Genomic DNA, 25771 nt, shown 5'->3' with positions numbered 1-25771 from the left:
CCCGCTGCCGAGGGGAGTTGTCAGTGGTTCTGCGTGCCGAGCGCTGCCAGCATGTGTCGCTGGTGACGGTGACCGATCGTCTCGTAGCCGACCACGGTGACGAAAGGGGCCAGCATCACGATGAGGAGGCACGCCGCGGTGGCGACGCCGGCCACGGACAGGAGCACCGCCGTGAGCAGTACCGCCAGCGTGAGTGAGATCAGCAGCACGTGGAAGGCGTCGGCCGCGGACAGCAACAGCGTGTGCAGGAGATACACCATCAGCAGGTACAGGCCGACCGGGACGGCCAGGGACAGCACGACGGCGACGTCGCTGATCTCCGAGTGGTGCTCGAGGTGCACGCCGGCCACGTGCAGACCGGCTCCGGCCCCTGCCACTCCGATGAAGAGCGGGATGTGCCCGTAGCCGAAGAGGTAACCGCGGCTGCGGCGGTGCACGAGGATGTCGCCGAAGGGGGTGGAGAAGTACACCCACCACATGCCGAAGGTCAGTCCCACGCCGGCGACGACCACGGCGATCGCGTTGCCGCTCCATTCGGTTCCGGCCGCACCGCCCAGAAGGTCGCCCGAGGACGCGACGGTCCCGACGACGCCCTCCCCGAGAACGATGATGGCGAACAGGCCGTACCGCTCGGCGACATGGTGGGGGTGCCAGGGGGTGCCGCCCGCGCCGCCCTGGGTGAGGACCGGCAGTGCCAGTTCGAGCGCGCCCAGCACGATGAAGGCGACGAACGCCGCGTCGAGCGGCAGATGCGCGAACGCGACCGCGACCCAACCGGCCTGGACGATCACCGTCCAGCGGATGTTCGCCCTCCCGACGTCCCGGAATTCGGGGGACTCGCGCGTCGCGCGCCGCCACTGCAGCACCATCGCGATGCGCATCACGACATACCCGATCACCGTCACCCTCAGTTCGAGGTGGTCGCCCTCGTCGACCGAGTGGAACATCGCGGGCAGGCCGAGCGAGAACACGACGACGCCGATCATCTGCAGCATCGTCAGCGCCCGGTAGAGCCAGTCATCCGTGGCGAACGCCGACGCGAACCAGCTGAAGCTGATCCACGCGACACTGATGGCGAACATCGCCAGCACGAACGCGGTGACGGCCTGTCCGGGATGCCCCTCGGCGACCATGTCGGCGAACTGGGAGGCGGCGGTTCCCACCGCGACCACGAACGTCAGGTCGAACAGCAGCTCCAGCGGTGAAGAGACCCGACCGGGTTCTTCCGGATCGCGGCCGGTCATCGGCACCCGACTGTGCGCCAGGTTGCCGCCGGCACCGTGGGTGTGGTGGGAGTTGCTCATGCTGAGCATGATGCCGCATGGGTGCGCGTCGAGCCGAGTGACGCGGGACCGGCGCGCGAGGTGCGGCGATCACGGTCGCCGTGACTGTTGCCTTCTTCGTCCCTGTCGCTGTTGCTCAGCCGGCCAGAGCCTTGCCGAAGGCTCCGGAACTCTGTTGCACACCACTGCAGTTGCTGAGCGCGTCGTCCGCCGAAGAGTCCGCAGAGGAGCACTGGTGGTCGCGGAACGTGGACCACATGGAGACCCATGCAAGGCCGTTCTTCTCCGCGAAGGAACGCAGTTGGGCCGCGTCGGAAAGGGTGAACGTCTCGTTGTCGACGTCATTCGTGCCGAGCATCGGGGTCAGGGCGAGTCCGCGCCACGCATTCCTGTCCGACAGCCCGAAGATGTCCTTGAGTTGGTCATGGGTGGCCTTGGCCGACGTGATGGCGTAATCGCCCATGTCGCCGGTGTAGGACGTGCCGTAGTTCATCGTCATGACGTTGACACTGGACACCTTCACGCCTTGGTCGTTGGCCGACTCCAGGAGCGCCACACTGTCCGTGTCCAGGCCCGAGGGCATCACCGGGAGAGTGAAGGACACCGTGAGGTCGGTGCGCTTCTTCTGCAGCAGGGCGATCGCCTTCGAGCGCAGGGTCACCGAGTCGGAGTCCTTGAGCGCATCGCCCTCGATGTCGAAGTCGGCCTGGGTGGCGCCGGCGGCGTCGAGCGTGGCCGCGTAGGCGTCGGCCAGAGCGGACGCGCTGGCGCACGTCTCGGCCAGTTCCTTGCCGGACGCCCCGCCGAAGGAGACGCGCACGGTCGCGCCGGACGACTTGAGCGCCGAGATCCGCTTCTTCACCGTCGCGTCGCCGATGGCGTGGGTGCCGTTCCACGCGGGTGTGCAGGAGCTGCCGTCCGCGATGGTGAAAGCGAGGTTGTACGTGGCGGGGGAGCCGGCCGAGTCCAGGTCCGAAGCGTCCGTGGCACTGACGTAGGGGGCGAACGGACTGGAGGACGAAGGTGCCGTCGCGGTCGGCGACGGTGCCCCGTGCGGTGACGCGTCCGCCGCGTCAGAGCCCGGTCCCGGGCTCCCCGATGAGCACCCCGCGCAGGTCGCTGCCGCCACCAGCGACACGATCGCGGCGGCCGGCCTGCCCAGAATGTTCCTCATCGCGCATGCACCCATTTCTTGTCGGTCCTGTCCCGGAACTGAAACACGGAAGCCTGTGTTCCAGGTGTCATCCGGAGAATCACAGCGAACTGAGGGCCTTCTCAGGGTGCGCACAGGAATGACTGTGAGTGGCCACATAAAGATCCCTTAGCGTCCGGGGAATGCATTTCGATTCCTCCGTCGAAAACCGTGCCCGTGGGCGCGGAAGCCACCGCAAGCGTGGAAAAGGGGCCGATGAAGGCCCTGTCTTCGTCGACAGCTCCGGGCGGCGGGCCAAGCTGCTGCGCAGGTTCGGCCTTGCCGTGGTCGTCGCCTGCCTGGGCTACGCGGTCGTCCTCGGCCTGTCGTTCATGGGGTGGGGCGTGTCCGTGAGCACGACCGATCTGCTGCCCTTCGGCGGTGGAGGTGGCGGCGCCGGCACCGGTCGTGGTCCGGCCGACGCCGGATACGTCGCCCCTGGCGGCGTCGGTCGGCAGGGAACGCCTCCGGCCACCCTGCCCTCCCTCTCGCCGAGCCCTTCGCTGCCCGCCCCTTCTGCGTCAGCGACGGCCGACGTCAGTGACGCGCGGTAAGGGAAGACATGACGCGCAACACCTCCGCGCGGCGACGCCGCCGCGCCGCTCCCTCCCGCTTCGAACGCGCCGGGCGCCGAGCCGCCGCTCTGCAGCGGCCACGCGTCGTCCTCGCGCTCGTTCTCGTCCTGGGACTCGTCAGCGTGATGCTGCTCGACGGATATCTGCGGGCCGAGGTCCTGGGCGACCGCCGTGTCCGCACCGACGCGGCCTACGACAAGGTGCCGCAGCGCATCCTCGACGGCGGCCCCATTCTGACGTCCGCCAACGGTTCCATGCGGACGCAGTCCGTTCCCAGGAAGACCATCGTGCTCACCTTCGACGACGGTCCCGACGCCACGTACACCGAGAAGGTCCTCAAGATCCTCGCGGACAACGATGTGCACGGCACGTTCTTCCTCGTGGGTTCCATGATCGCCCGGCACCCCGGCATCGTGAAGGACATGGTCGGCCAGGGGAACGAGGTCGGCCTGCACACCTTCACCCACGTCGACCTCTCCTACCAGAGCGACGCCCGGGTCAAGCGTGAACTCACACAGACCCAGCTGGCCCTGGCGGGAGCGGCCGGCATCACCACGAAGCTGGTGCGCGCGCCCTACTCGTCCGAGGCATCCGCGATCGACAACTACAGCTGGCCGGTCTACAAGAAGCTCGGCGCCATGGGCTACACCAGTGTCTTCGTCGACACCGACAGCGACGACTGGAAGAAGCCGGGCGTCTCGAAGATCGTCCAGTGGGCGACGCCGAAGAAGAACAAGGGCGCGTCGGTGCTCTTCCACGACGCCGGCGGCGACCGTGCCCAGACACTCAAAGCGCTGCCGAAGTACATCAAGAAGATGAAGGCGAAGGGCTACACCTTCACGACGGTCAGCGGCGCTATGGCCAAGTCCGCGGCGCGGGGAGGCTCCGCACAGAACGGCTCCGCCCAGAACGGAGCCTCGCAGAACGGATCCACACAGGGCAGCAGCGCGCAGGCCGACGGGACGCAGTCCGGCGAGACACAGGACTCGGGCGCTCGGGCCGGAGGCGCGCAGAGGTCAGGTCAGGTCCCGGGTGGCGCCCCGGCCCCGCAGGGGACCGCTCCTTCCTCCGGCACGAACGCTTCGGGCCGCGCGTGGAGCGTCGACCAGGCCGCCCACTCCAAAGCCACCGGCACCACCCTCTATGAGGGAAAGGCGCTCATCGCGGCGGTCGCGATCGCCGAGTGGACCGTGCCGACGCTGGCCGTCTTCCTCGCGGTCGTCGGAGTCGCGGTCATGGCGCGATTCGCGATGATGCTCGTCCTCGCACGGCGCCACTACCGGCAGCGCAACAAGCGCCGCTTCAGCTGGGGGCCGCCCGTCACCAGGCCCGTGAGTGTGATCGTGCCCGCGTACAACGAGAAGGAATGCATCGCCAACACGCTCAACTCTCTCGCGCAGAGCACACATCCCATCGAGATCATCGTCGTGGACGACGGTTCCACGGACGGCACGAAGGAGATCGCCGAGTCCCTCGGCCTGCCCAACGTGCGGGTGATCCGCCAGGAGAACGCGGGCAAGCCGGCGGCGCTCAACAACGGTGTGCGAAACGCCAGTTACGACATCGTCGTGATGATGGACGGGGACACGGTCTTCGAGCCGGACACGGTCCGGCAGCTGGTGCAGCCCTTCGCCGCCTCGGAGATCGGCGCGGTCGCGGGCAACGCCAAGGTCGGCAACCGCGACACGGTCATCGGTGCCTGGCAGCACATCGAGTACGTGATGGGCTTCAACCTGGATCGCCGCATGTACGACCTGCTCCGCTGCATGCCCACCATCCCCGGAGCGATCGGAGCGTTCCGGCGCCAGGCCGTCCTCGAGGTCGGCGGCATGAGCGAGGACACCCTCGCCGAGGACACCGACATCACCGTCGCGATGCACCGTGCCGGATGGCGCGTGGTGTACCAGGAGCATGCGCGGGCGTGGACGGAGGCGCCGGCCTCGCTCAAGCAGCTGTGGAGCCAGCGCTACCGCTGGTCGTACGGCACCATGCAGGCATTGTGGAAGCACCGCAAGTCCTTGGTGGACAAGGGGCCTTCGGGCCGCTTCGGGCGAGTGGGCATGCCGCTCGTGGTGCTCTTCCAGATCGTCACGCCGGTCTTCGCACCGTTGATCGACCTCTTCACCGTCTACTCGATGATCTTCGTGGACCTCAAGGCGTCCCTGCTCGCATGGCTGGCCGTGCTCGGCGTCCAACTCGTGTGTGCCGCCTACGCGTTCCGCCTCGACGGCGAGAAGTACCGTTACCTGTGGATGCTCCCGCTCCAGCAGATCGCGTACCGCCAGATGATGTATCTGGTCCTCATCCACTCCTCGATCACCGCCCTCACGGGCGGCCGGCTGCGCTGGCAGAAACTCAAGCGCACCGGCGAGGTCGGGACGCCGACGGGGGTGGGGCGGTGACCTCGGAGACACGGGGAAATCGTCACCGCGCCGCCCGGCGAACGCGCAGAACGCCTGGGACGCTTGCAATGCCTGGGACACCTGCAACGCCTGCAACGCCAAGTGCGTCAGGTACACCAGGCACGCCGGGTACGCCGGCCCTGGATCAGGACACCACACCACTCCGGGTGATCGGGCTCGACAGAGAACCCGCGCCCGAGGCGCCGGCAGCCCGGACAGGCGGTCGCGACCGGTACTTCGACACGCTTCGCGCCCTCGCACTTGTTCGCGTCGTGGCCTACCACACGTTCGGCTGGATGTGGGCGGGCCTCGTCTTCCCCTCCATGGGCGTCATGTTCGCGCTCGCCGGGTCGCTGATGGCCAAGTCCCTTGAACGGCCCGCCGTTTCGGTGATCAGAAGCAGGATTCGGCGGCTGCTGCCGCCCTTCTGGCTCTGGGGAGTGTTCGTCGTCCTCGCGATGCTGCTGCACGGCTGGATGCCGGGGTGGCAGGTCGTGTACTGGGTGGTCCCCCTCGGCGACCCGCCGGGCAACAGCTGGGGCATGCAGGCATGGGAGATCCTCTGGTACCTGCGCGCCTACCTGTGGTTCGTGCTTCTGTCGCCTCTGCTCCTCAAGGTGTTCCGGCTGGCGCCGCTCGCGGTGCTTCTCGCTTCGCTCGCGCCGATCGTGGTGCTCCAGTACGTGTGGCAGGCGCCGGACAACCGGTTCGGCAGCTGCCTCCTCGACTTCGCCACGTTCCTGTTCTGCTGGCTCGTCGGCATCGCGCACCGCGAAGGCGTCCTGGCACGGCTGCGTCCGGGACCCGTCGTCGTGCTCTCTCTCGTCGCGCTGGCCTACGGCGCCTGGTTCACCCTCACCCACCAGGCGGAGTACGGGAGTTACGACCTGGACGACATCCCGCTGGCGCAGGCTTTCTGGTCGGCCGGGTTCGTGACCCTGCTGATGTACTCGAAGGCGTTCTTCAAGGTCGACTTCGCGTGGCTGGCCCGCTTCAGACGGCTCGACCGGATCGTGTCGGTCTTCAACGCGCGGGCGATGACGGTCTATCTCTGGCACGAGATCGCGCTGATCCTCGCGGTGCCGCTGATCGACCAGTTCTGGAACGTGCCCGCGTTCGCGCAGTACCTGCCGCTGGAGAGCCAGTGGTTCATGTTCGGTGTCGGCTGGGTGCTGATCGCGGTGGCGATCCCGCTGGTGGGGTGGGTGGAGGACGTCGCGGCGAAACGACGGCCTCGGCTGCTGCCGTGAGCCCCAGCTCTGTCTCCCCCACGACGTGAACCCTCTGTTCGCGGTTCCGGCCTCCGGGCGCCATGGCGCCCGGAGGCCGGAAGCAGTACGGCCGGCCGGCTGAACGAACCGATCCGAGTGCCGTGCCGTTGGTGTCGGTCAGTCGCCGATGCGCAGCAGCAGCTTGCCCGTTGAGCTGCGTGAGCCGACGAGCCGGTGAGCGCCGGCGGCGTCAGCGAGCGGAAACTCCGCGGTGACGGGGAGCTTCACCGTGCCGTCGGCGACCGTGCGCAAGGCGCGCTCGGTCAGTGCGCGCACCACCTGGGGGGCGGTCTGCGCGAGCCCCAGAATGGAGAACCCCGCGACCGTGCGGCCCCTCGCGTACAGATCGGACTGCCCGACCTGCCACGGCTGCTGCCCGCCGGCGTTGCCGAAGGACACCAGGCGCCCGAAGACCGCCAGTGCGTCGAGACCGCGCCGCAATGTGTCGCCGCCCACCGGGTCGAGGATCAGGTCGACGCCCTTGCCGCCGGTGGCACTTCGGACGTCCTCGTCGAAGGTCTCGGTCGGAAAGACCTGGTCGTAGCCGTACTGGAGGGCGTACTCGGCCTTGGCGCCCGTGGACGCCACGCCGTACACCGCGCCGGCGCCGGCCGCCCGGGCCAGTTGCCCGGCCACCGTGCCGATGCCTCCCGCCGCACCGTGCACCAGGACGCTCTCTCCCGCCTGGAGACGCCCCACCTCGTGGATCAGGCCGTACGCGGTCGGCAGCACCGTGGGCAGCGTGGCCGCGGTACGCAGGTCCAGCCCGCCGGGCAGCGGGAAGACGGCCGCGGCCTCGGCGAGCACGACCTCGGCGTAGCCACCGCCGTCGACGAGAGCGGCGACCTCCTGCCCGATGGTCAGCCCTTCGACTCCCTCACCGACCGCCCTGACCCGGCCGGACACTTCCAGGCCGGGGCGGTGGGGCAGCGAGGCCACCCGGTACCCCTCCGCGCGCGCCTTGATGTCCGCGAAGTTCACTCCCGCCCACGCGGCATCGATGCTCACCTGGCCCGGCCCCGGCTCGGGGGCGACGGCCTGTACGAGCCGCAGCACTTCGGCGCCGCCGTACTCCTGGAACTCCACCGCACGCATAAGTGAACCCGTCTCTCCATGAGTGTTCAACGAGAAGCGAACACTGGGACTGTAAGATGAACATCGAACACTTGGCAAACGGATACGCGGGACGCCGGGAAGGAATCGGGATGGCGACGAGGTCAGAGCGTGCGAGTGCGGGGTACCGTCCGGCGCCCGTGCACACGCATCCCGACGACGTTCCGCTCCTGACCGCCCTGTCCGCGTTGGCGGACCCCGTACGCATCCAGCTGATCCGCGATCTTGCCGATCAACCTGACTGGACGCTCAGCTGCAGCAACTTCGACGTGCCGGTCGGCCGGGCCGCCAAGAGCCACCATTTCTCCGTCCTGCGCGACGCAGGCCTGGTGGAACAGCGCGATCAGGGCCCCAAGCGGCTCAACCGGCTACGCCGGGAGGAGTTCGACGACCGCTTCCCCGGCCTTCTCGACCTCGCACTTCGCGCCGACTCCGTCACCTGAGCCGCGAGAGCAGCGGACGCGATCGCTCGCTGCCACCGCTCGTGGAAACCCGTCCGCCGAAGCCCACGTCGGAGAAGCTGCCGCCCCGGTCACCGCAGATCGGGGCCCCGTACCTGGCCGTCGACGGCCCCGGCGAGGAGCGGGCGATGATCCTGGCGCGGCAGCCGTCACAGATGAACGCTTCTGCCCGTCCGGTACAGGTGGGCGCCGCGGTCGGGCCGGGCCCCTGGCTTGCGGAAACGTGGGCAGTGACAGCGGCGTCCCACCTGTTGGGCATCGAAGGTCAAGCCCAGCGCCCTGCGGGCCGATTGCCGTAGTGTCGATCTGGATCAACGCCGATGAGGCGACCGTCGACTCATCCCGGCGCCACGCATCGCCGCCAAGTGGGCCGCATGGCACTGCGTACCACTTCGGCCCTTCCCTCTTGACCAGACACCACGTAACCGTGCCGTCCGATTCCTCCCTACCAAGTCCGCTCCCCCGCCAGAGGAAGATGATGACCACCGTTTCGCCCTCAGCCGTTCCCTCCCATCTGGACGACGTCCTCGACGCGGTCCGACGTCGCAGCGCAGGCGAAGTCGTGTTTCAACAAGCCGTCGAGGAGGTCCTGCACACGCTCGGCCCGGTTCTCGACCGGCATCCCGAGTACGCCGACGCGCACGTTCTGGAGCGCCTCTGCGAACCCGAACGCCAGATCATGTTCCGGGTCCCCTGGGTCGACGATCGCGGTCGGATTCAGGTCAACCGCGGCTACCGCGTGGAGTTCTCCAGCGCCCTCGGCCCCTACAAGGGCGGCCTGCGCTTCCACCCGACCGTCGATCTGTCGGTCATCAAGTTCCTCGGGTTCGAGCAGATCTTCAAGAACGCGCTCACCGGCCAGGGCATCGGGGCGGGCAAGGGCGGCGCGGACTTCGACCCCGCCGGCCGCAGCGACGCCGAAGTCATGCGCTTCTGCCAGTCGTTCATCACCGAGCTCTACCGGCATCTCGGCGAACACACGGATGTGCCGGCCGGTGACATCGGCGTGGGTGGCCGCGAGATCGGCTACATGTTCGGCCAGTACAAGCGGATCGTGAACCGCCACGAGGCGGGGGTGCTGACCGGGAAGGGCGTCGGATGGGGCGGCTCGCAGGGCCGGACCGAAGCGACCGGGTACGGCACGGTGTTCTTCGCTCGGGACATGCTCGCCACCCGCGGCCAGGACCTGACAGGCCGCACCGTCGTGGTGTCCGGTTCGGGCAATGTGGCGATCTACGCGATCGAGCAGGCCCACCGCCTCGGCGCGAAGGTCGTCGCCTGCTCGGACTCCGCCGGCCATGTCGTCGATCCGGACGGCATCGACGTCGCCCTCCTGCGCGAGATCAAGGAGGTGCGACGGGAGCGGCTGAGCGCCTACGCCGCCGAGCGGCCGTCCGCCGAACACCATGCCTTCGGATCGGTCTTCGATGTGCCCTGCGACGTGGTGCTTCCCTGCGCCACCCAGAACGAGTTGGGCGAGGACCACGCCTCCGCGCTGATCCGTAACGGCGTGCTGGCGGTCGCGGAGGGCGCCAACATGCCCTGTACCCCTGGTGCGGTGGCCCGCTTCCGTGAGGCCGGGGTGCTGTTCGGACCCGGCAAGGCCGCGAACGCGGGTGGTGTCGCGACCTCGGCCCTGGAGATGAGCCAGAACGCCGCGCGGGCGACGTGGAGCCGGGACGAGGTGACGGGCCGGCTGGAGAGCATCATGAGCGACATCCACGCCCACAGTCGCGCAACCGCCGAGGCGTACACCGGTGACCCGGACGACTACGTCGCCGGAGCGGCCATCGCGGGATTCATCCGCGTCGCCGACGCGATGCTCGCCCAGGGCATTGTCTGATCCGCACGGCCGTCAGGCACGTCGCCGTCTCGCTGCGAGTCGGCGACGTGCCTGACGGCGGCCGGCCGCCACACGAGGCGTGCTCTGAGCAGGGCGAGCCGGTCTCGCGCCGCAGTCACACGTGGTGAGACGCGGTCTTCGAGGACGGGAACGGGACGTGCGGGTCCCCGTGCGGGAGTGGTCATGGCACTCCTCGACGGAGAGCGGACGCGGCACGGTCCGGGTACGACGCTCCGGAGCGCTGCGCAGAGCTGGACAGCGCGCTCAGCCGCGGGACCGATCGGTGCACGTGATCGAGGCCCGACGGAAATCCGTCTGCCACACGTCGATCACCTCACCTGCCTTGTCGGTGACGAAGTAGTCGGGCCAGCGGTCGAAGGCGGAACAGGGGTGTGAGATTCCGACATCGACCAGGTCGGCGACCTCGAGGCCGGTCACTCCGGTGAGGACGGCGTGGTGGTCGTACAGACGGCTGACGTGCCCTGAGATGTCGTGCCTGGGAGATCCGCCGGGACTGTGGGCACCGAGGAGCACGGGCAGGTCGGCGTCGTAGGGCAGGTCACGTTTGCCGGCTCCGACGACAGCCGTCCCTGCCTCGGGAACGGACAGGACGACGGCTCGGATCGACACGGCCGGAACGAGCTGCGGGAGGGGGCTCACCCGCTGATAAGTGCCGTGATCGTGGGTCACGTAGCAGCCGGAACGAAGGAGCCGCACGGTGCCGGGGACGTCGCCCGCGGTCGGCAGGAACTCGACCACTCGATCCGGGAAAGCCGATCCTCCCATCGAGTACACAGGGGTGTCGGTCTCGAAGAGATCGGCGACGTCGAGATAGACATCGCGCACCCGGCGGCAGTGTTCGTCGACCGCTGCGATCGTGCCGTCGCTCCGCGTGTTGGGAGCGACGCCTTCGTATCCGGCCACTCCGGCCAGAATCAGGCCTGGCGCCTGGCTGACCAGCCTTGCCAGTTGTCGGGCCTCCTCGCCATTGCGGATCCCGGTCCGACCGCCAGGCGTCCCGACGTCGAGCAGAACCTCGAGGCCGGGCCCGTGCCCGGTGAAGACCCGCTCCGCCGCGATGACGCCTTCCGGCGAGTCCACGAAGCATCGGATCTCTCTGGTCGGATCCTCCTCCAGCAAGGACCTCAGACGCCGAAGCCCGAAACGGTCGACAACCTGGTTCGCGATGAGCACCGCGCCGTGCCCCCAGCTCAGGACCGTCTGCGCCTGGTCCACCGTCGCGACCGTGACACCTGAAGCACCCGCGGCGAGTTGGCGCTCGATGACGGGTGCGGACATCGTTGTTTTGACGTGGGGGGCGAGTTCCACATCCAGGGAACTGCACCAGGCTGCCATGACGCGAATGTTGTGATCGACGGCGTCCACGTCGAGGCGCAATTGAGGGTACGCGGCTGAGAACACGAGAATTCCTTGAGATCGATGCGCTGTCCCGCGTGCGGCCAGGCCAGCCACTCGGTGACGCGTGCGCATACCGCCGGAGTTCGGTCACATCGAAACTCCGACGGCAATCGTCGTGCACCGCACCTGGAAATGCATCGTCATTCCGTACCAGTTCCAGCCCGTCACTTTGTTCAGAAGTGCGAACATATTCGGGATAGGGTGAGGCCGAGGATGTGGCGCACGCCCGTTCTCCCGCTCGCCGACCTAGCTGAACGGTTTCGACGATGAATGGCCACGGAGCCCGGCTCGACAGCATCCTGAGCCACCTGGGCGGCACACTGCTGGAGGAAGTGGCAGGGCTCACCGATCCGGCAGTCGTCGTCACCGACGTCGTCATCGATGAGCCCCACGGGGACGATCCACTTCGCCCCGGGGCCATGCTGCTGTGCGCCGGCGCCGGCGCGGGAGACATTCCGGCGGTGATCGAGCGAGCGGCCGCGGGCGGGGCCGCCGCCGTGGTCCTGCGTGGACCGCTCGACCTGGACGGAGGAGCCCGCACCGCTGTCGAGAACAGCGGGCTCGTCCTGCTCGCCCTGACGCGTGGGGCGAGCTGGGCACAACTCGTGGTGCTCCTGAGGTCGTTGCTGGCCGGCAGCAGTATCGGCGGGGCCGGCGAGGAACTGCTCGCGGGGTTTCCCGCAGGGGATTCATTCGCCCTGGCCAACGCGATCGGTGCACTGCTCGAAGCCCCGATCACCATCGAGGACAGGGACTCTCAGGTGTTGGCGTTCTCGGGCCGCCAGGACGAAGCCGATCGAACCCGTATCCAGACAGTCCTGGGTCGCGCCGTGCCCCAGCACGCTCGGCATGCCCAGGAGCGTGCCGGGGTGTTCAAACGCCTCTACGCCAGCGACAAGCCGATATTCGTCGACACACCGCTCATCGAAGGAGTGGCGGGGCTGCCACGCGTGGCCATGGCCGTGCGTGCCGGTGATCAGGTGCTGGGTTCGATCTGGGTGGCGGTGCCGGGCCCTCTCAGTCCCGAGAAGGAGCACATGCTCGTTGACGCGGCCAAAGTCGTGGCGCTTCATCTGCTCCGTCATCGGGTGGGTGTCGATGTGGATCGGCAGGTTCGCGCCGATCTCGTCGCCACCGCTCTCGCCGAGGGTCCCGCGGCGCCGGAGGCGATCGAGCGTCTTCGGCTGGCGCACCGGCCGGTCACCGTGATGGCCATGGCCGTCTCCGATACGGCCGCCACCTCCACACCGGGCGCACCGACGAGCCGCCAGCTGCTGGAGCGAACTGCCGACGCGCTCTCGTTCCATCTCTCGGTCGTGATCCCGGGATCCGTAGCAGCCTTGGTCGGCGACGTGTGCTACGCGATCGTCCCGGGTTCCGCACCGGACACCGACGATCTGCCCGAGAAGGCGCAGTCGGCTGCGCGAGACTTCCTGCACCGGGCCTCGGACGGGCTGACCGGTGTGGTTCTCGGCATCGGTCGCGCCGTCGATTCGGCCGGCCCCGCTGACCTGGCGCGGTCTCGACGCGACGCCGACCGGACGCTGCGAGCGCTCCGTCAACGCCCCGGACGTCGTGTCGCCCGGTACTTCGAAGTCCAGGTCGACGCGCTGCTGTTGGACATCGGAGATCTGCTGCACAACGAGGGCGGCCTTCTCGACGGACCGATCCAGCAGCTGCGCACGTACGACCAAGGGAACGGGACCGCCCTGGTCGACACACTGACCGCTTGGCTGGACAGTCTCGGAAATGTTCTGAGCGCCTCCGCCTCGCTCGATGTGCATCCGAATACGTTCCGGTACCGGCTGCGGCGGGCCGCGGAGATTGCCGGGATGGACCTGAACGACCCCGAGAAGCGCTTCGCCGCGATGCTCGAACTCCGCACCATGCGAGCGGACTCTCCATGAGTTCACGTCCTCCCAGGTCAACCGCGCGGGCCCGCTCGACCGTGGACGGGACAGCTGGTCGAGCGGCCCCTTGCGCCTCGCGCAGCCGGAGGCGCCGGCCGCGAACCGGTCCGGACACCTTCAGAGCCTCGCGCACCCCGTAGTGCACGCAGGCACCACGACCATGTGGGCGCGAAGACCGAGGGGCGGGCTGATGAGGCCGGTTTCGGTGGCGGTCTCACCGGAACCGACTGACACGAGTCGCGGAACCCGCCTGCCCACCGGTCACCGCGCGAAGACGGTGCTCGCGAGGATCACATGGACCGCGGTGCCGCCGAGGATGCTCAGCAAGGCGTTGCGTCGCCACAGGTGCAGGCCGATGGTGACCGCCAGGGCTGCGAGGGGGGCGATGGCGCGTGACTGGGTCACGGGAAGGTCGCGCAGGCAGTAGGCGAGCAGGATGACCATCACGCCGGCCGGCATGCGGGTGCTGAGGTACTGGACCGTGGCGCTGGCGCGCAGGGGGGCCAGCGCCGCGAAGGGCAGGGCGCGCAGGGCCCAGGTGACGGCGGTCGAGACGGCGACCGCGGCGAGCAGGTAGGGAGTGTCAGGCATGGCTGGTCCTCGTGCGGGCGGTGATATGCCGGGCCAGGAGGCCGGCCGTGAAGAAGGCGAACGCGGCCAGCAGCATTTCGGCGGGGAAGAGAAGGCGGGCGGCGAGTGCGCTCAGCAGTGCCAGGACGGGGGTCGGCAGGTCATCGTGCCGGTCGCGGATCGCGTCGAGGGCCAGGACGGTGAACAGGGCGGTCAGAGCGAAGTCCAGGCCGGTGACGCGATCAGGGATGAGCGAGCCGAGCAGTCCGCCCGCGGTGGCGCCGCCGACCCAGTACAGATGCATGAACAGTTGGAGCCACAGGATGCGTCGGCCTGACCAGGACCGGGCGTGTTCGCCGGTGGTCAGGGCGTATGCCTCGTCCGTCAGGGCGAAGGTGCTGTAGCTCTTCGCGAGGCGCCCGTTCACACGGTGCAACGGAAAGGACAGCGTGTAGAAGACGTGGCGGATGTTGACCAGGAAGGCCGTCAGGGCGACGGTCCCCAGCGGTGCGACCGCGGCGAGCAGGCCGACGAGCACGAATTCGAACGACCCGGCGTAGATGAGCGCGGTGAACGCGCTCGCCCACCACCACGCCAAGCCGGACTGGGTGACGACAACTCCGAAGGCGACACCCAGCGGCACCAGCCCCAGGCCCACGGAGGCGGAATCCTTGAACGCGGCCGACGCCGCGGATCTCCGGGGCGGAGCCGGCCGCGATGCAGGGGACGGGGGCGCAACGGAGGCTGAGCTTTCGGCGGCAGGCCGAAGAGCGTCGTCGACAGCGGACGGAGGTATTCCCATGGGGAAATATTAGGACAGAAATGACCTAATATGGTTGCTGATAATGACTCATGGATTTAGCAGAGGGCAATCAAATGCATGTCGACCGGATCGACCGTGAAATTTTGTTTCATCTGAGTCAGGACGGTCGACTCACCAACGTCGAACTCGCCAAGCGGGTCGGCCTGACCCCACCCCCGTGCCTGCGCCGGGTCAAGCGACTGGAGGAGGCCGGCGTCATCAGCGGATACCGGGCCGTCATCGACCCCGTAGCCCTCGGCCGAGGCCTGGAGGTCCTCGTCGACGTGGAGGTCAGCGCCACCGACCGCAAGACGTTCGAGGAGTTCGAGGAGACCGTCTCCTCCTACGAGGAAGTCGTCGAGTTCCGGCGCCTGTTCGGCCGCCCCGACTACTTCATCCGCGTCGCCGTCGCCGACCACGCCGCCTACGAAGCCTTCCTCACCGGCAAACTCAGCGGCCTGCCCTGCGTTCTCCGGCTCGAGTCCCACCTCACCATGAAAGACATCAAGACCAACCCCTGACGCCCGCCTACAGAGTGCGCTCCCAGGTCTGGCCGACCAGATCCCGGCCGAAGCTGTGATGGGACTCTTCTGCGACGAGTTCGAAGCCGTGCTTCTGGTAGATGCGCCGGGCCGACCCGAGCACGTCGTTGGTCCACAGGGTGATCGCCTCGTACCCGGCTTCCCGCGCGAACTGCAGGCATTCCTCGACCAGGCGGGCCCCCAGACCCAGGCCGCGCGCGTCCGGGTCGACGAGCAACAGACGGAGCTTCGCCGTCCGGTCGTCATGGCGGACGCAGAACACGCAGCCGGCCCGCGCTCCGTCGACCTCGGCGATCCAGCCCGCCTGCGGACCGGATTCCTTCCCCTCGGCGTAGTCGGCGACGATCCTGCTGACCAGCGCCTCGAAGTCGGTGTCCCAGCCGAACTCCCGCTCGTAGAACTCACCGTGCGCCATCACCACCCAGCCCAGATCGCCGGCTCGGCCCAGCCGCCGGACAGCCACTTCCCGTTCTGCCATGTCGACCCCGACTCCCGTATTCCCACGCACATCTTCACGCACTGAAACGACTGTTTCAGTAGACTAGCGCGGTGAGCCGATCCGAACCAACCCCCTCCCCCCGCCGGCAGGAACTGCTGGAAGCGGCGTACGCCCATGCCCTGCGCAGCGGCCTGGGCGAGCTGTCCCTGCGCCCGCTGGCCGAGGAGATCCACTCCAGCCCGCGCGTACTGCTCTACCTGTTCGGCAGCAAGGACGGTCTGATCCGCGCCCTGCTCGCGCGGGCCAGAGCAGACGAACTCGCGCACATGCAGCAGGTCGCCGAATCGCGGGACGAGGCCGAGGGGCTCCAGCCGATCGCCCTGGAGCTGTGGCGATGGCTTTCCGCCGAGGCCCACCGAGGACTCCTGACGCTGTGGGTCGAGAGCTACGCCCGTTCCCTCATCGAACCCGAAGGGCCGTGGGCCGGGTTCGCCCGCGACACCGTCAGCGACTGGCTGGCACTGCTCGCCTCCGGCCAACCCGCCGCGCTGCGTGACACCGAGGCCGCTGTCACCCAGCGCACCCTCGTACTCGCCGTCCTGCGAGGCGCGATGATGGACCTGCTCGCCACGGGCGAGACCGCGCGCACCACCGCGGCGGTACGTCATCAGCTGTCCACACTGGGGTGACGCGGGCCCTTCCCGGTCACGCGGGTCGCCGGGACGGCTTCGCCTTCAGGGCCACGTCCTTCTGGCGCCGGCTCTGCGTGACATGAGCCGGGTCATGCGGGCGGCCGCGCGGAGACAACGCCTGGCCGGGGCGCGCTCGCTGTGCGCGCCCCGGCCGTCAGCAGATCGTGCCCGGCGCGGCCGCGGTGGCCCTCAGCACGTCTCGCACCAGCTCGAAATCAATGCTCTCCGGCTTACGGAACCGCAGGCACCCCTTGCCCATGTCCTGCGCGGCCAGCCGCCCCGAGAACGCCTCCCGGACATCGCTGCGCATGAGGTAGAAGGAGATGTACTGCTTCTGGCTCGCGAAGGCGATCTCGGCTACGCCGTCCCGCTCGTACGCGGGCATGCCGTACGCCATGACCTCGTCGAACCCGTTGAGCTCCGACCGGCACAACTGGCGCAGCCTGGTCAGGACACCCCTGCGCTCCTCCGCCACCTCGGCCAGGTACCCGTCGACGTCTTCCGCGCTGCTCTGCACCATGGAGCGAGCATATTTCCCACCCGGCGACAAGGGACGGGAAGCCAGGTCGGCGCACGGCCTCGGCTTCCCGCCCTCTGTCATTCGCCGGATTTCCTGCGGCGGCGCCGGCGCCAGTGCCACACCGCGCCGACCACGACGGAGGCGATCAACAGGACGATGCCCACGACCGGCCATCTGCTGTCGGCGATCCGCGCGCCCGTCAAGAGGGTGATCACGACCAGGACGACCGGCAGCAGCAGGGAAAGAAGGGTGCGGGCGGCGCCGGCCAGCAGGGAAGGGTCGAGGTGCGGCCGCCGCCGGGAGACCGGCGCGGAATCGGTGAAGTAGAACGCTGTGGCCCGGTCTGTCAGCCGGGTGGTGGCCTGGTGGTACGAGTGTGCCATGTAGGGCATCCAGATCAGGGGGGCGACGATCCCCACGAGGAACACCAGCCCCAACAGGACCCATCGGCATGCCTGTACCAGCCTGTGTGACCAGCCGGTGCGCTCGGACGTGGTGAGCAGCCCCAGCACGCGCGCCATGCGCAGGGTCAGGTACCACAGCACAGCGGGACGCCGTAGCGCGGATCGCGTGCCGGTGGCCGCGGACTTCTGATGGCAGGCCGCGAGGGCGTCCCGGGCCTGGCCGACGTTGTCGTGCACGCCTTGGAGGACGAGGAGTTCGGCGGCGCGGTCGCCGGCCGTGGGGTCGCCGCCTTTCAGGGCGGCCAGCTCCAGGACCGTACGGGCCTGGCGGAGCAGCGCGGCACAGAACGCGACCGGAATGAAGAGCAGGAACGGGCCGCCGACGAAGGCGCCCTCGGACACCGTGGCACGCCACCCCCTGGCGATCACCAGTGCGCGGAGCCCGGTCGCATCCATGTCCGGGTGGTCCTTCTTGATGCGGGCGACCGAGCGGGCGGCGGTCGGCCCGAACCGCCTGACCGCGAACGCGGCCAGGGTCTCGGGAAGGCACTGCGGATCGTGGAGTGTCGACCTGAGCAGCCACCGTGCGGGCGACAGCCCCGGAGCGGTGTCAGGGGGTACTGATCGCGAGTCTGGCACGGGGTGGCTTCGGTTTCATCGCGTCCCGCGGCCGGGTGACGACCGCCGCGTCTCGGACCTCGATCAGTTCATGCTTCTGCAACGGGAGCAGCGTGGCCTCGACTGCTCCGGGCCTGCGGGACGCGTCGAACGTCGAAGCGGTCAGCGTGGCCACGCTCGTCCTCCAGCGATCAGCCGGTCCTGGGGCAGTGCACATCAGTAAACGCCGGAGGCCGAAAAGGTGCATCTTGGGGCTGCGGCCCTCCCGATCTCTCCGTCGCGGTCCGCGCCTGGGGCTCGGGCCGTGTCCGCGTCCACCGCGTCGACGGTCTCGATGCTCAGGCGGTGTGCGTCTCCACCGCGTCGATGATCTCGGGCCAGAGTTCGCGCGGGCGGTCGTGGCCCATGTCGGGGATCAGCAAGAGCTTCGCTGCGGGGACGAGTTCCGCGGTGCGTTCACCTCCGCTCGGGTTGATCAGCGTGTCGTCCAAGCCGTGGATCACCAGAGTCGGCACCCCCAGGGTCCGGAGCGCCTCCGCACGTGAGCCGTCGAGGATCATCGCTCCGAGTTGACGTCCGACTCCCGCCGGGCGGTGGGCCCGGTCGTAACTGTCGGCAGCCAGCTGGCGAAGGAGCGCGGCGTCGCCGTATCGCCTGGACGCCCAGACCAGTTCGCGGTCAGCCGCTGCGATGTGTCCCTCGCGGTCGGCCGGCTTCGGGCTCAGGAGTACCGCCTGGGCCTCGGGGTCGGACCGGCCGTATTCGGGTTCGCCCGTCGAGGACATCATCGACGTCAGGGTCAGAACGCGCGCGGGCTGGGTGATGGCCATTTTCTGGGCGATCATTCCGCCCATCGAGGTCCCGACCACGTGAGCTCTTTCGATGCCGAGAGCGGTGAGCAGGTCGAGGCCGTCGGCTGCCATGTCCGTCAACGTGTACGGGATCATGGCGAGCGCGGTGGCGATGTCTCCCGAGCTCACCGCCGCGATGAACCGGGCCATGTCGACGGGGTGCTCGTCGAACTTGGTGGACAGCCCACTGTCGCGGTTGTCGTAGCGGATCACGTAGCGGCCGCGGTCGGCCAGTGCACGGCAGAAGTCCTCGTGCCAGGCGATCATCTGGGCGCCGAACCCCATCACCAGCAGGACGGGCGGGTCGGCGGGATCACCGAACGTCTCGTACGCGAGGGACATTCCGGGCGAGACTTCGACAAGTGGCATGCCGGGATCTTGCCAGGACCGGCTGTCCTCGCGCATGTGGAATATCGTCCGCCGGATGTTGGTGGTGTCGATGCCCTCCCCACCTCACACGGACCCCATGGGCCCATGGGGTCCAGCGCCCCTGGCCCGTGGCCGGGGGCGCGGCATGTCCCCCGGCCACGGGCCCAGGCCGTGCGGTCGGTGATGTGTGTCCTCAGGCCTTCGTGGTGCTCGCCTGGTGTGTCGTCAGGATGCGGTGGATCAGGCGGGCCCCCGCTCGGGCGGTGCGGTGGTCGGTATCGAGGTCGGGGTTGAGTTCCGCGACATCGACCACGAGCGGCTTTCCGCTCGCCGCCACCTTGGCGCAGACGTGCTCGATGATCTCCATCTGCACGCCGTGGGCGGCCGGGGCGCTGACGCCGGGGGCCACTGCGGCCGGGAGCACGTCGAGGTCGATGCTCAGGTGCAGGACGTCATGGCTGTCGATGAACTCGCCCGTGAAGGCGTCGACCGCCGGGAGGTTGAGCACACCGCACTCGGTGTCCGGCAGGTAGCGCACACCGAGGCGGTCCGCGGTGCGGAACAGATGCGCGGTGTTGCTCGGCTGGCTGACCCCGAGCACCCGGTAGTCGAGCCGGTGCCCGCGCCGCTCCTCGCTCCGCGCCATCTGCAGGAAGGGCGTACCCGAGCTCGCGCGCACGTCGTCCCGGAGGTCGAAGTGCGCGTCGAGGTTGAGCACCCCGAGCCGGGCGCCGGCCTGGACGGCCCGCGTGGAGACGAGCCCCAGGTAGGTGCCGTACGCCACCTCGTGGCCGCCGCCGAGGACCACGACGGGAACACCTCGGTCGACGAGCGGGCCGACGACCTGCCCGAGCCGGTGGTGCCCCGACTCCAGTTCTCCGCCGGTGACTTCGATGTCTCCGGCGTCGAGCGCGGTCAGCGGGGCGGGCAGGGCCATCGAGGCGAGGGCGGCGCGCAGTTCGCGCGGACCGTTCGCCGCGCCCTGGCGTCCCTTGTTTCGGCGTACGCCCTCGTCGCTGCGGAAGCCGACGAACGCGGCGTCCCACGGCCCCGGGTCGCCGGTGTCGGTGCTGATCGCGTGGTGCCAGCGCAGGTGCTCGTCCCCGGGACCGTCGTCCCGGCCGTGCCAGCGTCCGGGGGCCGCGTCCACGGTGAGTTCGATCGTGGCGGCGGCGCTCATCGGGAGTCGTCCCCCTCGGTCATCGGGATGCGTACGCCGCGGTCCTGTGCCACGGAGGCCGCGTGCTCGTAACCGGCGTCGGCATGGCGGATGACGCCCATGCCGGGGTCGTTGGTGAGCACCCGCGACAGCTTCTGCGCGGCGAGTTCGGTGCCGTCGGCGATGCAGACCTGGCCGGCGTGGAGGGAGCGGCCCATGCCGACGCCGCCGCCGTGGTGGATGGACACCCAGGAGGCGCCGGAGGAGGTGTTCACCAGGGCGTTGAGCAGTGGCCAGTCGGCGATGGCGTCGGAGCCGTCGAGCATCGACTCGGTCTCGCGGTACGGCGAGGCGACGGAGCCGGAGTCGAGGTGGTCGCGGCCGATGGCGAGCGGGGCGGACAGCTCGCCGCTCGCGACCATCTCGTTGAACTTGACGCCGGCGCGGTGGCGTTCGCCGTAGCCGAGCCAGCAGATACGGGCGGGCAGGCCCTCGAACTCGACGCGCTCGGCGGCCATCTTGAGCCAGCGGTGCAGGTGCTCGTTCTCCGGGAAGAGTTCCATGATCGCGCGGTCGGTGGCCTCGATGTCCTTGGGGTCGCCGGACAGGGCCGCCCACCGGAAGGGGCCGAGGCCCTCTTCGAACAGCGGCCGGATGTGGGCGGGGACGAAGCCGGGGAAGTCGAAGGCGCGCTGGTAGCCGGCCTTGCGGGCCTCGTCGCGGATCGAGTTGCCGTAGTCGAAGACCTCGGCCCCGGCGTCGAGGAAGCCGACCATGGCCTCGACGTGGCGGGCCATCGACTCGCGGGAGCGGCGGGTGAAGTCGGCGGGGTCCTTGCGGGCCTGCTCGTGCCACTCCTCGACGCTCACGCCGACGGGGAGGTAGGCCAGCGGGTCGTGGGCGGAGGTCTGGTCGGTCACGATGTCGATCGGCGCGCCCATGTCGAGGAGCCGCGGGAAGATCTCGGCGGCGTTGCCGGTGAGGCCGATGGACAGCGGGCGGCGGGCTTCCTTGGCCTCGATGGCGAGGCTCAGCGCGTGGTCGAGGTCGTCGGCGGCGACGTCGAGGTAGCGGTGGGCGATGCGGCGCTCGATGCGGGTGGGGTCGACGTCGACGCAGATCGCGACGCCGTCGTTCATGGTCACGGCGAGGGGCTGGGCGCCGCCCATGCCGCCGAGGCCGGCGGTGAGGGTGATGGTGCCCGCGAGGGTGCCGTCGAACTTCTTGCGGGCGACCGCACCGAAGGTCTCGTACGTGCCCTGCAGGATGCCCTGCGAGCCGATGTAGATCCACGAACCGGCGGTCATCTGCCCGTACATGGTCAGGCCGCGGGCCTCGAGGGAGCGGAACTCCTCCCAGTTGGCCCAGTCGCCCACCAGGTTGGAGTTGGCGAGCAGCACGCGCGGCGCCCACTCGCTGGTGCGCATGACGCCGACGGGCTTGCCGGACTGCACCAGCATCGTCTCGTCGTCCTTGAGCGTCTTGAGGGTGCGCACGATCGCGTCGAAGGAAGCCCAGTCGCGTGCGGCCTTGCCGGTTCCGCCGTAGACGACCAGGTCTTCGGGGTGCTCGGCGACCTCGGGGTCGAGGTTGTTCATGAGCATGCGCAGGGCGCCCTCCTGCTGCCAGCCGAGGCAGTTGAGTTCACTGCCACGGGGGGCGCGGATGTGGCGGGACTCGGGGGAAACGCCGGTCATGTTCTCTCCTGGTCGGTGGCGGTGCGGTTGCGTGTCCCATGACAGGCGAGGCTCCGGACACCTTCCAGCGGCGGCCGCCGAGATTCTCGGATCCGAGAACGTCACCGGCTCCCGGTGAGGTGGGGGCACTCAGGGTCGCGGGTTCCGTGCGGGCCGCCTCGCCTAGGGCCTGTCGTCACATTCCCGTCGTCCGCCCGAGGGCGGGCCCGGCGGCGTCTGGTGCGTGCGATCGCAAGGCGCCGGAGAGTCCTTGTAGCGGAGCTACCAGGGCTTTTCGGCAACGCCGCGAGCGTGCGTGCCAGACGCCGCCGGGCAGACGGGAATTTGACGACAGGTCCTAGGATTGCCGTGGTGTTCGCGAATGTGGCGCGACGGTTCCATGGGGACGAGGACGGTGGACGGCTTGGTCGTGGACGCTGCGGAGATCGCCCGGCTCTATGCGCGGCAGACACCCGGTTCCGCCCCGGCCTACCAGCGGATCAAGGATCTCGTGGCCGGGGAGATCCTGGGTGGGCGCTGGCGCGAGGGCGAGGCGCTTCCCTCGGAGAGCCAGTTCGTCGAGTCGCTGGGCCTGTCCCGTATGACGGTCAACCGCGCCCTGCGCGAGCTGAGCGCCGACGGGCTGCTCCGGCGCGTCATGGGCGTGGGCACGTTCGTGGCGCGGCGCAAGAGCAGTTCGGCGCTGGCCGGGGTGCACAACATCGCCGACGAGGTCCGGGACCGGGGGCACGGCTACTCGGCCAAGGTGCTGTCCCTGGGCGAGGAGCTCCCCGACCCAGAGATCAGCGCACAGCTCGGCCTCGACGGGCGGCGCAATGCGTTCCGCTCACGTGTCGTGCACCTGGAGGACGGTGCGGCGGTCCAGTTGGAGGACCGCTACGTGCACCCGGACTTCGCCCCCGGCTATCTCGACCAGGACTTCACCGCGGGTACGCCGTTCACGTTCCTGTCCGAGGTCGCCCCGCTGGGCAAGGGTGAGCACATCGTCGAGGCGGTGCTGCCGTCCCCGGAGGAGTGCGAGATCCTCGGCATCGGCCCGTCCGAGCCGTGTCTGCTCATCCAGCGCCGCACCTGGTCCGGGGATGCTGTCGTGAGCGTCGCGCGGCTGATCCATCCCGGGTCCCGGTACCGCCTGGTCGGGACGTTCGACGCCCACTGAGCCGGGCTGCCGTCAGCGTGTCCGCGTGGGGCCGGGTTTCGCGGTCGGGCGTCGGCCGGACATCGCGGCCGTCAGCCGGGACGCCCCCTGCTCCAGGACCTCACGGACGTGGTCGACGTCGTGCCGGCTGTAGTGCAGCTGCCAGGTGCTGCTGAGTGCGGCGACGGGCCGTTCGTTGTGGTCGAAGGCCGCGACGCCCAGCGAGCGGAAGCCCTCGGAGACCAGCTCGACCTCCTCCGACCAGCCGCGCGCGCGGTCACGGGCCAGCAGGTCGAGGAGTTCCGGCAGCGAGCGGGGGCCTTTGCCGGTGCGCGTGATGAGATCCGCCTGCCGGGGCAGGAGGGCCCGCACCTGCGCCGGGGACACATGGGCGAGAAGGGCGCGCCCGTTGGCCGTCAGGTGGGCGGGCAGCCGGACGCCGACGTCGGTGACGAGGGAGATGTCCGCGTCGCCGGACCGGTTCGACGGGGGTCGTTCCTTGAGCAGGTAGACGGTCTCCGCGCCGTGGACGATGCCCAGGTGCACGGTCTGGCCCAGACGTGCCGAGGCGCTGCGCAGGATGGGACGCGCGAGGCGCTCCAGCGGTTCGTGGCGCAGATAGGCCGAGCCGATCTCGAAGGAGGCGACCCCGAGACCGTACGCCTGCTCCTTGGGGAGGTAGGTGACGAAGCCGCGGTCCACCAAAACCGAGAGGACGTGGTACGCGGACGATCTGGGGATGCCGAGTTCGCGGGCCAGGGCCGCGGCCTGGACGGGGCCCGAGCGTCCGGCGAGGTGCAGCAGGATGTCCAGCGCGCGGCCGACGGCAGGCGAGGCACTGGACGCCGTTGTCCGTTCACCCATTGGTCCACCTCTTGACTCATCTGTATATACAGGAATATACAAGGGCCTTCGTCATGCGGGAGTGCTGACGAACGCCGTCGACCGGCACGTGATTCAGCCCCGCCACCTCACCCGGAACCCGGCGTTCCCAAGGAGGACCTGCTTTGTCCACCGACACGACGTCCCTGCAACGCGGGCTCAAGTCCCGGCACATACGCTTCATCGCCCTGGGTTCCGCGATCGGAACCGGTCTCTTCTACGGCTCCTCGGAGTCCATCAAGGCGGCGGGGCCCGCCGTCCTGCTGGCCTACCTGATCGGCGGCGCCGCGGTCTTCCTCGTTCTGCGCTCGCTGGGCGAGATGGCGGTGAGCAGCCCGTGCGCCGGATCCTTCGGCGAATACGCCACAAAGTACCTCGGACCGCTGCCGGGCTTCCTCACCGGCTGGACGTACGCCCTCGAAATGGTCTTCGTCTGTCTGGCGGACATCACCGCGCTCGGCGTCTACATGAGCTTCTGGTTCCCGGACGTGCCACGGTGGATCTGGCTCCTCGCGGCCGTCGGCATCATCGGCACGATGAACCTGTTCAACGTCAAGGTCTTCGGTGAGCTGGAGTTCTGGCTCTCCTTCGCCAAGGTCGTCGCCATCATCGCGATGATCCTCGCCGGCCTCGCGATCATCGTCTTCGGCTTCGGCGGCAACGGCGACTCAGGCGTCTCGAACCTGTGGAGCAACGGCGGGTTCATGCCCAACGGCATCCGGGGCCTGGTCCTGTCCTTCGCCGTGGTGATGTTCGCCTTCGGCGGCACGGAGATCATCGGCGTCACCGCCGGCGAGGCGCAGAACCCGGAGAAGACCATTCCGAGCGCCGTGAACTCCATCCCGATCCGCATCGTGCTCTTCTACGTGCTGACGCTCGCGGTCCTCATGTCGCTTAACCCGTGGGAGCACATCGGCGCGAAGGGCAGCCCGTTCGTCGAGATCTTCGCCGGTATCGGCGTCGCCTCCGCGGCCACCGTGCTGAACGTCGTGGTCATCATCGCGGCCCTGTCCGCGATCAACAGCAACATCTTCGCCGCCGGCCGCATCATGTACGGCATGGCCGAGCGCAACCAGGCGCCGTCCGTCATGCGCCGCCTCTCCCGGGGCGGCGTGCCGTGGATGACCGTCGTCATCATGATCGGAGCGCTCCTCTTCGGTGTGCTCCTGAACTACCTCATGCCCGAGCGGGTGTTCCTCGTCATCGCCTCGATCGCGACCTTCGCCACGGTGTGGGTCTGGCTGATGATCCTCCTGTCCCAGGTCAGCGCGCGCCGCAAGATGTCCGCGCGGGAGGTCGCCGCGCTCAAGTACCCGGCACCGCTGTGGCCCTACGGCCAGATCATCACCATCGCCTTCATGGTCTGCGTGGTGGTGCTCCTCGCGTTCTCGGACAGCACCCGGATCGCGCTGGTCGTCGGCGGTGTGTGGCTGGCCCTGATGACCTGCGTGTACTACCTCTGGCTGCGCCCCCGGGCCCGTCGGGCGGCAGCGGCCGACGCCGCTGTGCAGGTCTCGTACGAGAACGAGTCCACCGCAGGCCGGGCACCCGCGGACGAGGAAGACGCCAGGGCCGGGACGGAGCCCGTGCACCAGCGATAACGGCGCGACACGAAGGGC

General features: G+C 69.0%; 24 protein-coding genes. 10 read left to right on the top strand and 14 right to left on the bottom strand.

The window, feature by feature from the left end:
- Nucleotides 1-20: 20 nt before the first annotated feature.
- Nucleotides 21-1304 carry a low temperature requirement protein A gene (locus ACFC96_RS09805; RefSeq protein WP_376611262.1) on the bottom strand — a complete coding sequence of 428 codons (1284 nt, stop codon included), beginning with the start codon at nucleotides 1302-1304 and terminating at the stop codon, nucleotides 21-23.
- Nucleotides 1305-1419: 115 nt separating this feature from the next.
- Entirely contained in the window at nucleotides 1420-2457 is a 1038-nt protein-coding gene (locus tag ACFC96_RS09800; protein ID WP_376611260.1) for a chitinase, read from the bottom strand.
- 161 nt (nucleotides 2458-2618) lie between these two features.
- Here ACFC96_RS09800 and ACFC96_RS09795 point away from each other — a divergent pair, with 161 nt between their 5' ends.
- The 3 genes from ACFC96_RS09795 (at nucleotide 2619) to ACFC96_RS09785 (ending at nucleotide 6702) form a co-directional block, all read left to right on the top strand.
- A complete protein-coding gene (locus ACFC96_RS09795) occupies nucleotides 2619-3029 on the top strand; it encodes a hypothetical protein (RefSeq protein WP_376611258.1) in 411 nt (136 codons plus the stop codon).
- An 8-nt stretch (nucleotides 3030-3037) separates the two neighbouring features.
- Entirely contained in the window at nucleotides 3038-5452 is a 2415-nt protein-coding gene (locus ACFC96_RS09790) for a glycosyltransferase (protein ID WP_376611256.1), read from the top strand.
- Between the two features lie 68 nt (nucleotides 5453-5520).
- Nucleotides 5521-6702 carry an acyltransferase gene (locus ACFC96_RS09785; protein WP_376611254.1) on the top strand — a complete coding sequence of 394 codons (1182 nt, stop codon included), beginning with the start codon at nucleotides 5521-5523 and terminating at the stop codon, nucleotides 6700-6702.
- Nucleotides 6703-6840: 138 nt separating this feature from the next.
- Here ACFC96_RS09785 and ACFC96_RS09780 read toward each other — a convergent pair whose 3' ends face one another.
- A complete protein-coding gene (locus tag ACFC96_RS09780; RefSeq protein WP_376611252.1) occupies nucleotides 6841-7818 on the bottom strand; it encodes a zinc-binding alcohol dehydrogenase family protein in 978 nt (325 codons plus the stop codon).
- Nucleotides 7819-7928: 110 nt separating this feature from the next.
- Here ACFC96_RS09780 and ACFC96_RS09775 point away from each other — a divergent pair, with 110 nt between their 5' ends.
- The gene (locus ACFC96_RS09775) at nucleotides 7929-8279 is read left to right on the top strand and encodes an ArsR/SmtB family transcription factor (RefSeq protein WP_376261497.1); all 351 of its coding nucleotides are present in this window, start codon (nucleotides 7929-7931) and stop codon (nucleotides 8277-8279) included.
- 496 nt (nucleotides 8280-8775) lie between these two features.
- Nucleotides 8776-10140, top strand: coding sequence for an NADP-specific glutamate dehydrogenase (gene gdhA / locus ACFC96_RS09770; RefSeq protein ID WP_376261499.1), 1365 nt, complete (start codon nucleotides 8776-8778; stop codon nucleotides 10138-10140).
- A 264-nt stretch (nucleotides 10141-10404) separates the two neighbouring features.
- Here the strand turns inward: gdhA and ACFC96_RS09765 are convergent, their stop codons facing one another.
- Complete coding sequence (locus tag ACFC96_RS09765; protein ID WP_376611250.1) at nucleotides 10405-11562, bottom strand: alanine racemase; 1158 nt, start codon at nucleotides 11560-11562, stop codon at nucleotides 10405-10407.
- Nucleotides 11563-11825: 263 nt separating this feature from the next.
- Between ACFC96_RS09765 and ACFC96_RS09760 the strand changes: the two genes are divergently transcribed.
- On the top strand, nucleotides 11826-13466 hold the full coding sequence (locus tag ACFC96_RS09760; protein WP_376611248.1) for a PucR family transcriptional regulator: 1641 nt from the start codon (nucleotides 11826-11828) through the stop codon (nucleotides 13464-13466).
- A 264-nt stretch (nucleotides 13467-13730) separates the two neighbouring features.
- On the opposite strand, the gene ACFC96_RS09755 is transcribed toward ACFC96_RS09760, so the two are convergent.
- Together ACFC96_RS09755 and ACFC96_RS09750 are read right to left on the bottom strand one after the other, a co-directional pair.
- A complete protein-coding gene (locus ACFC96_RS09755) occupies nucleotides 13731-14060 on the bottom strand; it encodes a branched-chain amino acid transporter permease (RefSeq protein WP_376227751.1) in 330 nt (109 codons plus the stop codon).
- Nucleotides 14053-14697: an AzlC family ABC transporter permease gene (locus tag ACFC96_RS09750; RefSeq protein ID WP_376611246.1), complete on the bottom strand. Its 645-nt coding sequence runs from the start codon at nucleotides 14695-14697 to the stop codon at nucleotides 14053-14055. The genes ACFC96_RS09755 and ACFC96_RS09750 overlap by 8 nt, the downstream gene beginning before the upstream one ends.
- A gap of 218 nt (nucleotides 14698-14915) precedes the next feature.
- Here ACFC96_RS09750 and ACFC96_RS09745 point away from each other — a divergent pair, with 218 nt between their 5' ends.
- Nucleotides 14916-15362 (top strand): Lrp/AsnC family transcriptional regulator, encoded by a 447-nt coding sequence (locus tag ACFC96_RS09745; RefSeq protein ID WP_376261507.1) that lies wholly within the window; start codon nucleotides 14916-14918, stop codon nucleotides 15360-15362.
- A 7-nt stretch (nucleotides 15363-15369) separates the two neighbouring features.
- On the opposite strand, the gene ACFC96_RS09740 is transcribed toward ACFC96_RS09745, so the two are convergent.
- Nucleotides 15370-15861 (bottom strand): GNAT family N-acetyltransferase, encoded by a 492-nt coding sequence (locus ACFC96_RS09740; protein ID WP_376611244.1) that lies wholly within the window; start codon nucleotides 15859-15861, stop codon nucleotides 15370-15372.
- Between the two features lie 71 nt (nucleotides 15862-15932).
- On the opposite strand from ACFC96_RS09740, the gene ACFC96_RS09735 reads away from it, so the two are divergent.
- Nucleotides 15933-16511, top strand: a complete 579-nt coding sequence (locus tag ACFC96_RS09735) for a TetR/AcrR family transcriptional regulator (protein WP_376261510.1) — start codon at nucleotides 15933-15935, stop codon at nucleotides 16509-16511.
- Nucleotides 16512-16668: 157 nt separating this feature from the next.
- On the opposite strand, the gene ACFC96_RS09730 is transcribed toward ACFC96_RS09735, so the two are convergent.
- The 6 genes from ACFC96_RS09730 to hutU form a co-directional block, all read right to left on the bottom strand.
- Nucleotides 16669-17034, bottom strand: a complete 366-nt coding sequence (locus ACFC96_RS09730) for an iron chaperone (RefSeq protein WP_376611242.1) — start codon at nucleotides 17032-17034, stop codon at nucleotides 16669-16671.
- 77 nt (nucleotides 17035-17111) lie between these two features.
- Nucleotides 17112-18077 carry a hypothetical protein gene (locus tag ACFC96_RS09725; protein WP_376611241.1) on the bottom strand — a complete coding sequence of 322 codons (966 nt, stop codon included), beginning with the start codon at nucleotides 18075-18077 and terminating at the stop codon, nucleotides 17112-17114.
- Complete coding sequence (locus ACFC96_RS09720) at nucleotides 18049-18231, bottom strand: hypothetical protein (protein WP_376611239.1); 183 nt, start codon at nucleotides 18229-18231, stop codon at nucleotides 18049-18051. The genes ACFC96_RS09725 and ACFC96_RS09720 overlap by 29 nt, the downstream gene beginning before the upstream one ends.
- Nucleotides 18232-18394: 163 nt before the next feature.
- Nucleotides 18395-19276 (bottom strand): alpha/beta fold hydrolase, encoded by an 882-nt coding sequence (locus tag ACFC96_RS09715; protein ID WP_376611237.1) that lies wholly within the window; start codon nucleotides 19274-19276, stop codon nucleotides 18395-18397.
- A gap of 193 nt (nucleotides 19277-19469) precedes the next feature.
- Nucleotides 19470-20456 (bottom strand): formimidoylglutamase, encoded by a 987-nt coding sequence (hutG, locus tag ACFC96_RS09710; RefSeq protein ID WP_376611236.1) that lies wholly within the window; start codon nucleotides 20454-20456, stop codon nucleotides 19470-19472.
- Nucleotides 20453-22132, bottom strand: a complete 1680-nt coding sequence (gene hutU / locus ACFC96_RS09705) for a urocanate hydratase (protein WP_376611234.1) — start codon at nucleotides 22130-22132, stop codon at nucleotides 20453-20455. Before hutU ends, hutG begins: the two co-directional genes overlap by 4 nt.
- A 409-nt stretch (nucleotides 22133-22541) precedes the next feature.
- Here hutU and hutC point away from each other — a divergent pair, with 409 nt between their 5' ends.
- Nucleotides 22542-23291, top strand: coding sequence for a histidine utilization repressor (gene hutC / locus ACFC96_RS09700; RefSeq protein ID WP_376261605.1), 750 nt, complete (start codon nucleotides 22542-22544; stop codon nucleotides 23289-23291).
- A 12-nt stretch (nucleotides 23292-23303) separates the two neighbouring features.
- Here the strand turns inward: hutC and ACFC96_RS09695 are convergent, their stop codons facing one another.
- Nucleotides 23304-24134, bottom strand: a complete 831-nt coding sequence (locus ACFC96_RS09695) for an IclR family transcriptional regulator (RefSeq protein ID WP_376261526.1) — start codon at nucleotides 24132-24134, stop codon at nucleotides 23304-23306.
- A 143-nt stretch (nucleotides 24135-24277) separates the two neighbouring features.
- On the opposite strand from ACFC96_RS09695, the gene ACFC96_RS09690 reads away from it, so the two are divergent.
- Nucleotides 24278-25753: an amino acid permease gene (locus ACFC96_RS09690; protein WP_376611232.1), complete on the top strand. Its 1476-nt coding sequence runs from the start codon at nucleotides 24278-24280 to the stop codon at nucleotides 25751-25753.
- The last annotated feature ends 18 nt before the right edge of the window (nucleotides 25754-25771 follow it).

Origin of the sequence: Streptomyces sp. NPDC055955, assembly GCF_042270245.1 — a bacterium.
GTDB lineage: Bacteria > Actinomycetota > Actinomycetes > Streptomycetales > Streptomycetaceae > Streptomyces.
This window is presented reverse-complemented; position numbering and strand designations above follow the sequence as displayed.

Bases quoted from the DNA above. Each gene is read 5' to 3' on its own strand.
- ACFC96_RS09805 (WP_376611262.1), bottom strand. From the start codon at position 1,304: ATGAGCAACTCCCACCACACCCACGGTGCCGGCGGCAACCTGGCGCAC.
- ACFC96_RS09800 (WP_376611260.1), bottom strand. From the start codon at position 2,457: ATGAGGAACATTCTGGGCAGGCCGGCCGCCGCGATCGTGTCGCTGGTG.
- ACFC96_RS09795 (WP_376611258.1), top strand. From the start codon at position 2,619: ATGCATTTCGATTCCTCCGTCGAAAACCGTGCCCGTGGGCGCGGAAGC.
- ACFC96_RS09790 (WP_376611256.1), top strand. From the start codon at position 3,038: ATGACGCGCAACACCTCCGCGCGGCGACGCCGCCGCGCCGCTCCCTCC.
- ACFC96_RS09785 (WP_376611254.1), top strand. From the start codon at position 5,521: ATGCCTGGGACACCTGCAACGCCTGCAACGCCAAGTGCGTCAGGTACA.
- ACFC96_RS09780 (WP_376611252.1), bottom strand. From the start codon at position 7,818: ATGCGTGCGGTGGAGTTCCAGGAGTACGGCGGCGCCGAAGTGCTGCGG.
- ACFC96_RS09775 (WP_376261497.1), top strand. From the start codon at position 7,929: ATGGCGACGAGGTCAGAGCGTGCGAGTGCGGGGTACCGTCCGGCGCCC.
- gdhA (WP_376261499.1), top strand. From the start codon at position 8,776: ATGACCACCGTTTCGCCCTCAGCCGTTCCCTCCCATCTGGACGACGTC.
- ACFC96_RS09760 (WP_376611248.1), top strand. From the start codon at position 11,826: ATGAATGGCCACGGAGCCCGGCTCGACAGCATCCTGAGCCACCTGGGC.
- ACFC96_RS09755 (WP_376227751.1), bottom strand. From the start codon at position 14,060: ATGCCTGACACTCCCTACCTGCTCGCCGCGGTCGCCGTCTCGACCGCC.
- ACFC96_RS09745 (WP_376261507.1), top strand. From the start codon at position 14,916: ATGCATGTCGACCGGATCGACCGTGAAATTTTGTTTCATCTGAGTCAG.
- ACFC96_RS09740 (WP_376611244.1), bottom strand. From the start codon at position 15,861: ATGGCAGAACGGGAAGTGGCTGTCCGGCGGCTGGGCCGAGCCGGCGAT.
- ACFC96_RS09730 (WP_376611242.1), bottom strand. From the start codon at position 17,034: ATGGTGCAGAGCAGCGCGGAAGACGTCGACGGGTACCTGGCCGAGGTG.
- ACFC96_RS09715 (WP_376611237.1), bottom strand. From the start codon at position 19,276: ATGCCACTTGTCGAAGTCTCGCCCGGAATGTCCCTCGCGTACGAGACG.
- hutG (WP_376611236.1), bottom strand. From the start codon at position 20,456: ATGAGCGCCGCCGCCACGATCGAACTCACCGTGGACGCGGCCCCCGGA.
- hutU (WP_376611234.1), bottom strand. From the start codon at position 22,132: ATGACCGGCGTTTCCCCCGAGTCCCGCCACATCCGCGCCCCCCGTGGC.
- ACFC96_RS09695 (WP_376261526.1), bottom strand. From the start codon at position 24,134: ATGGGTGAACGGACAACGGCGTCCAGTGCCTCGCCTGCCGTCGGCCGC.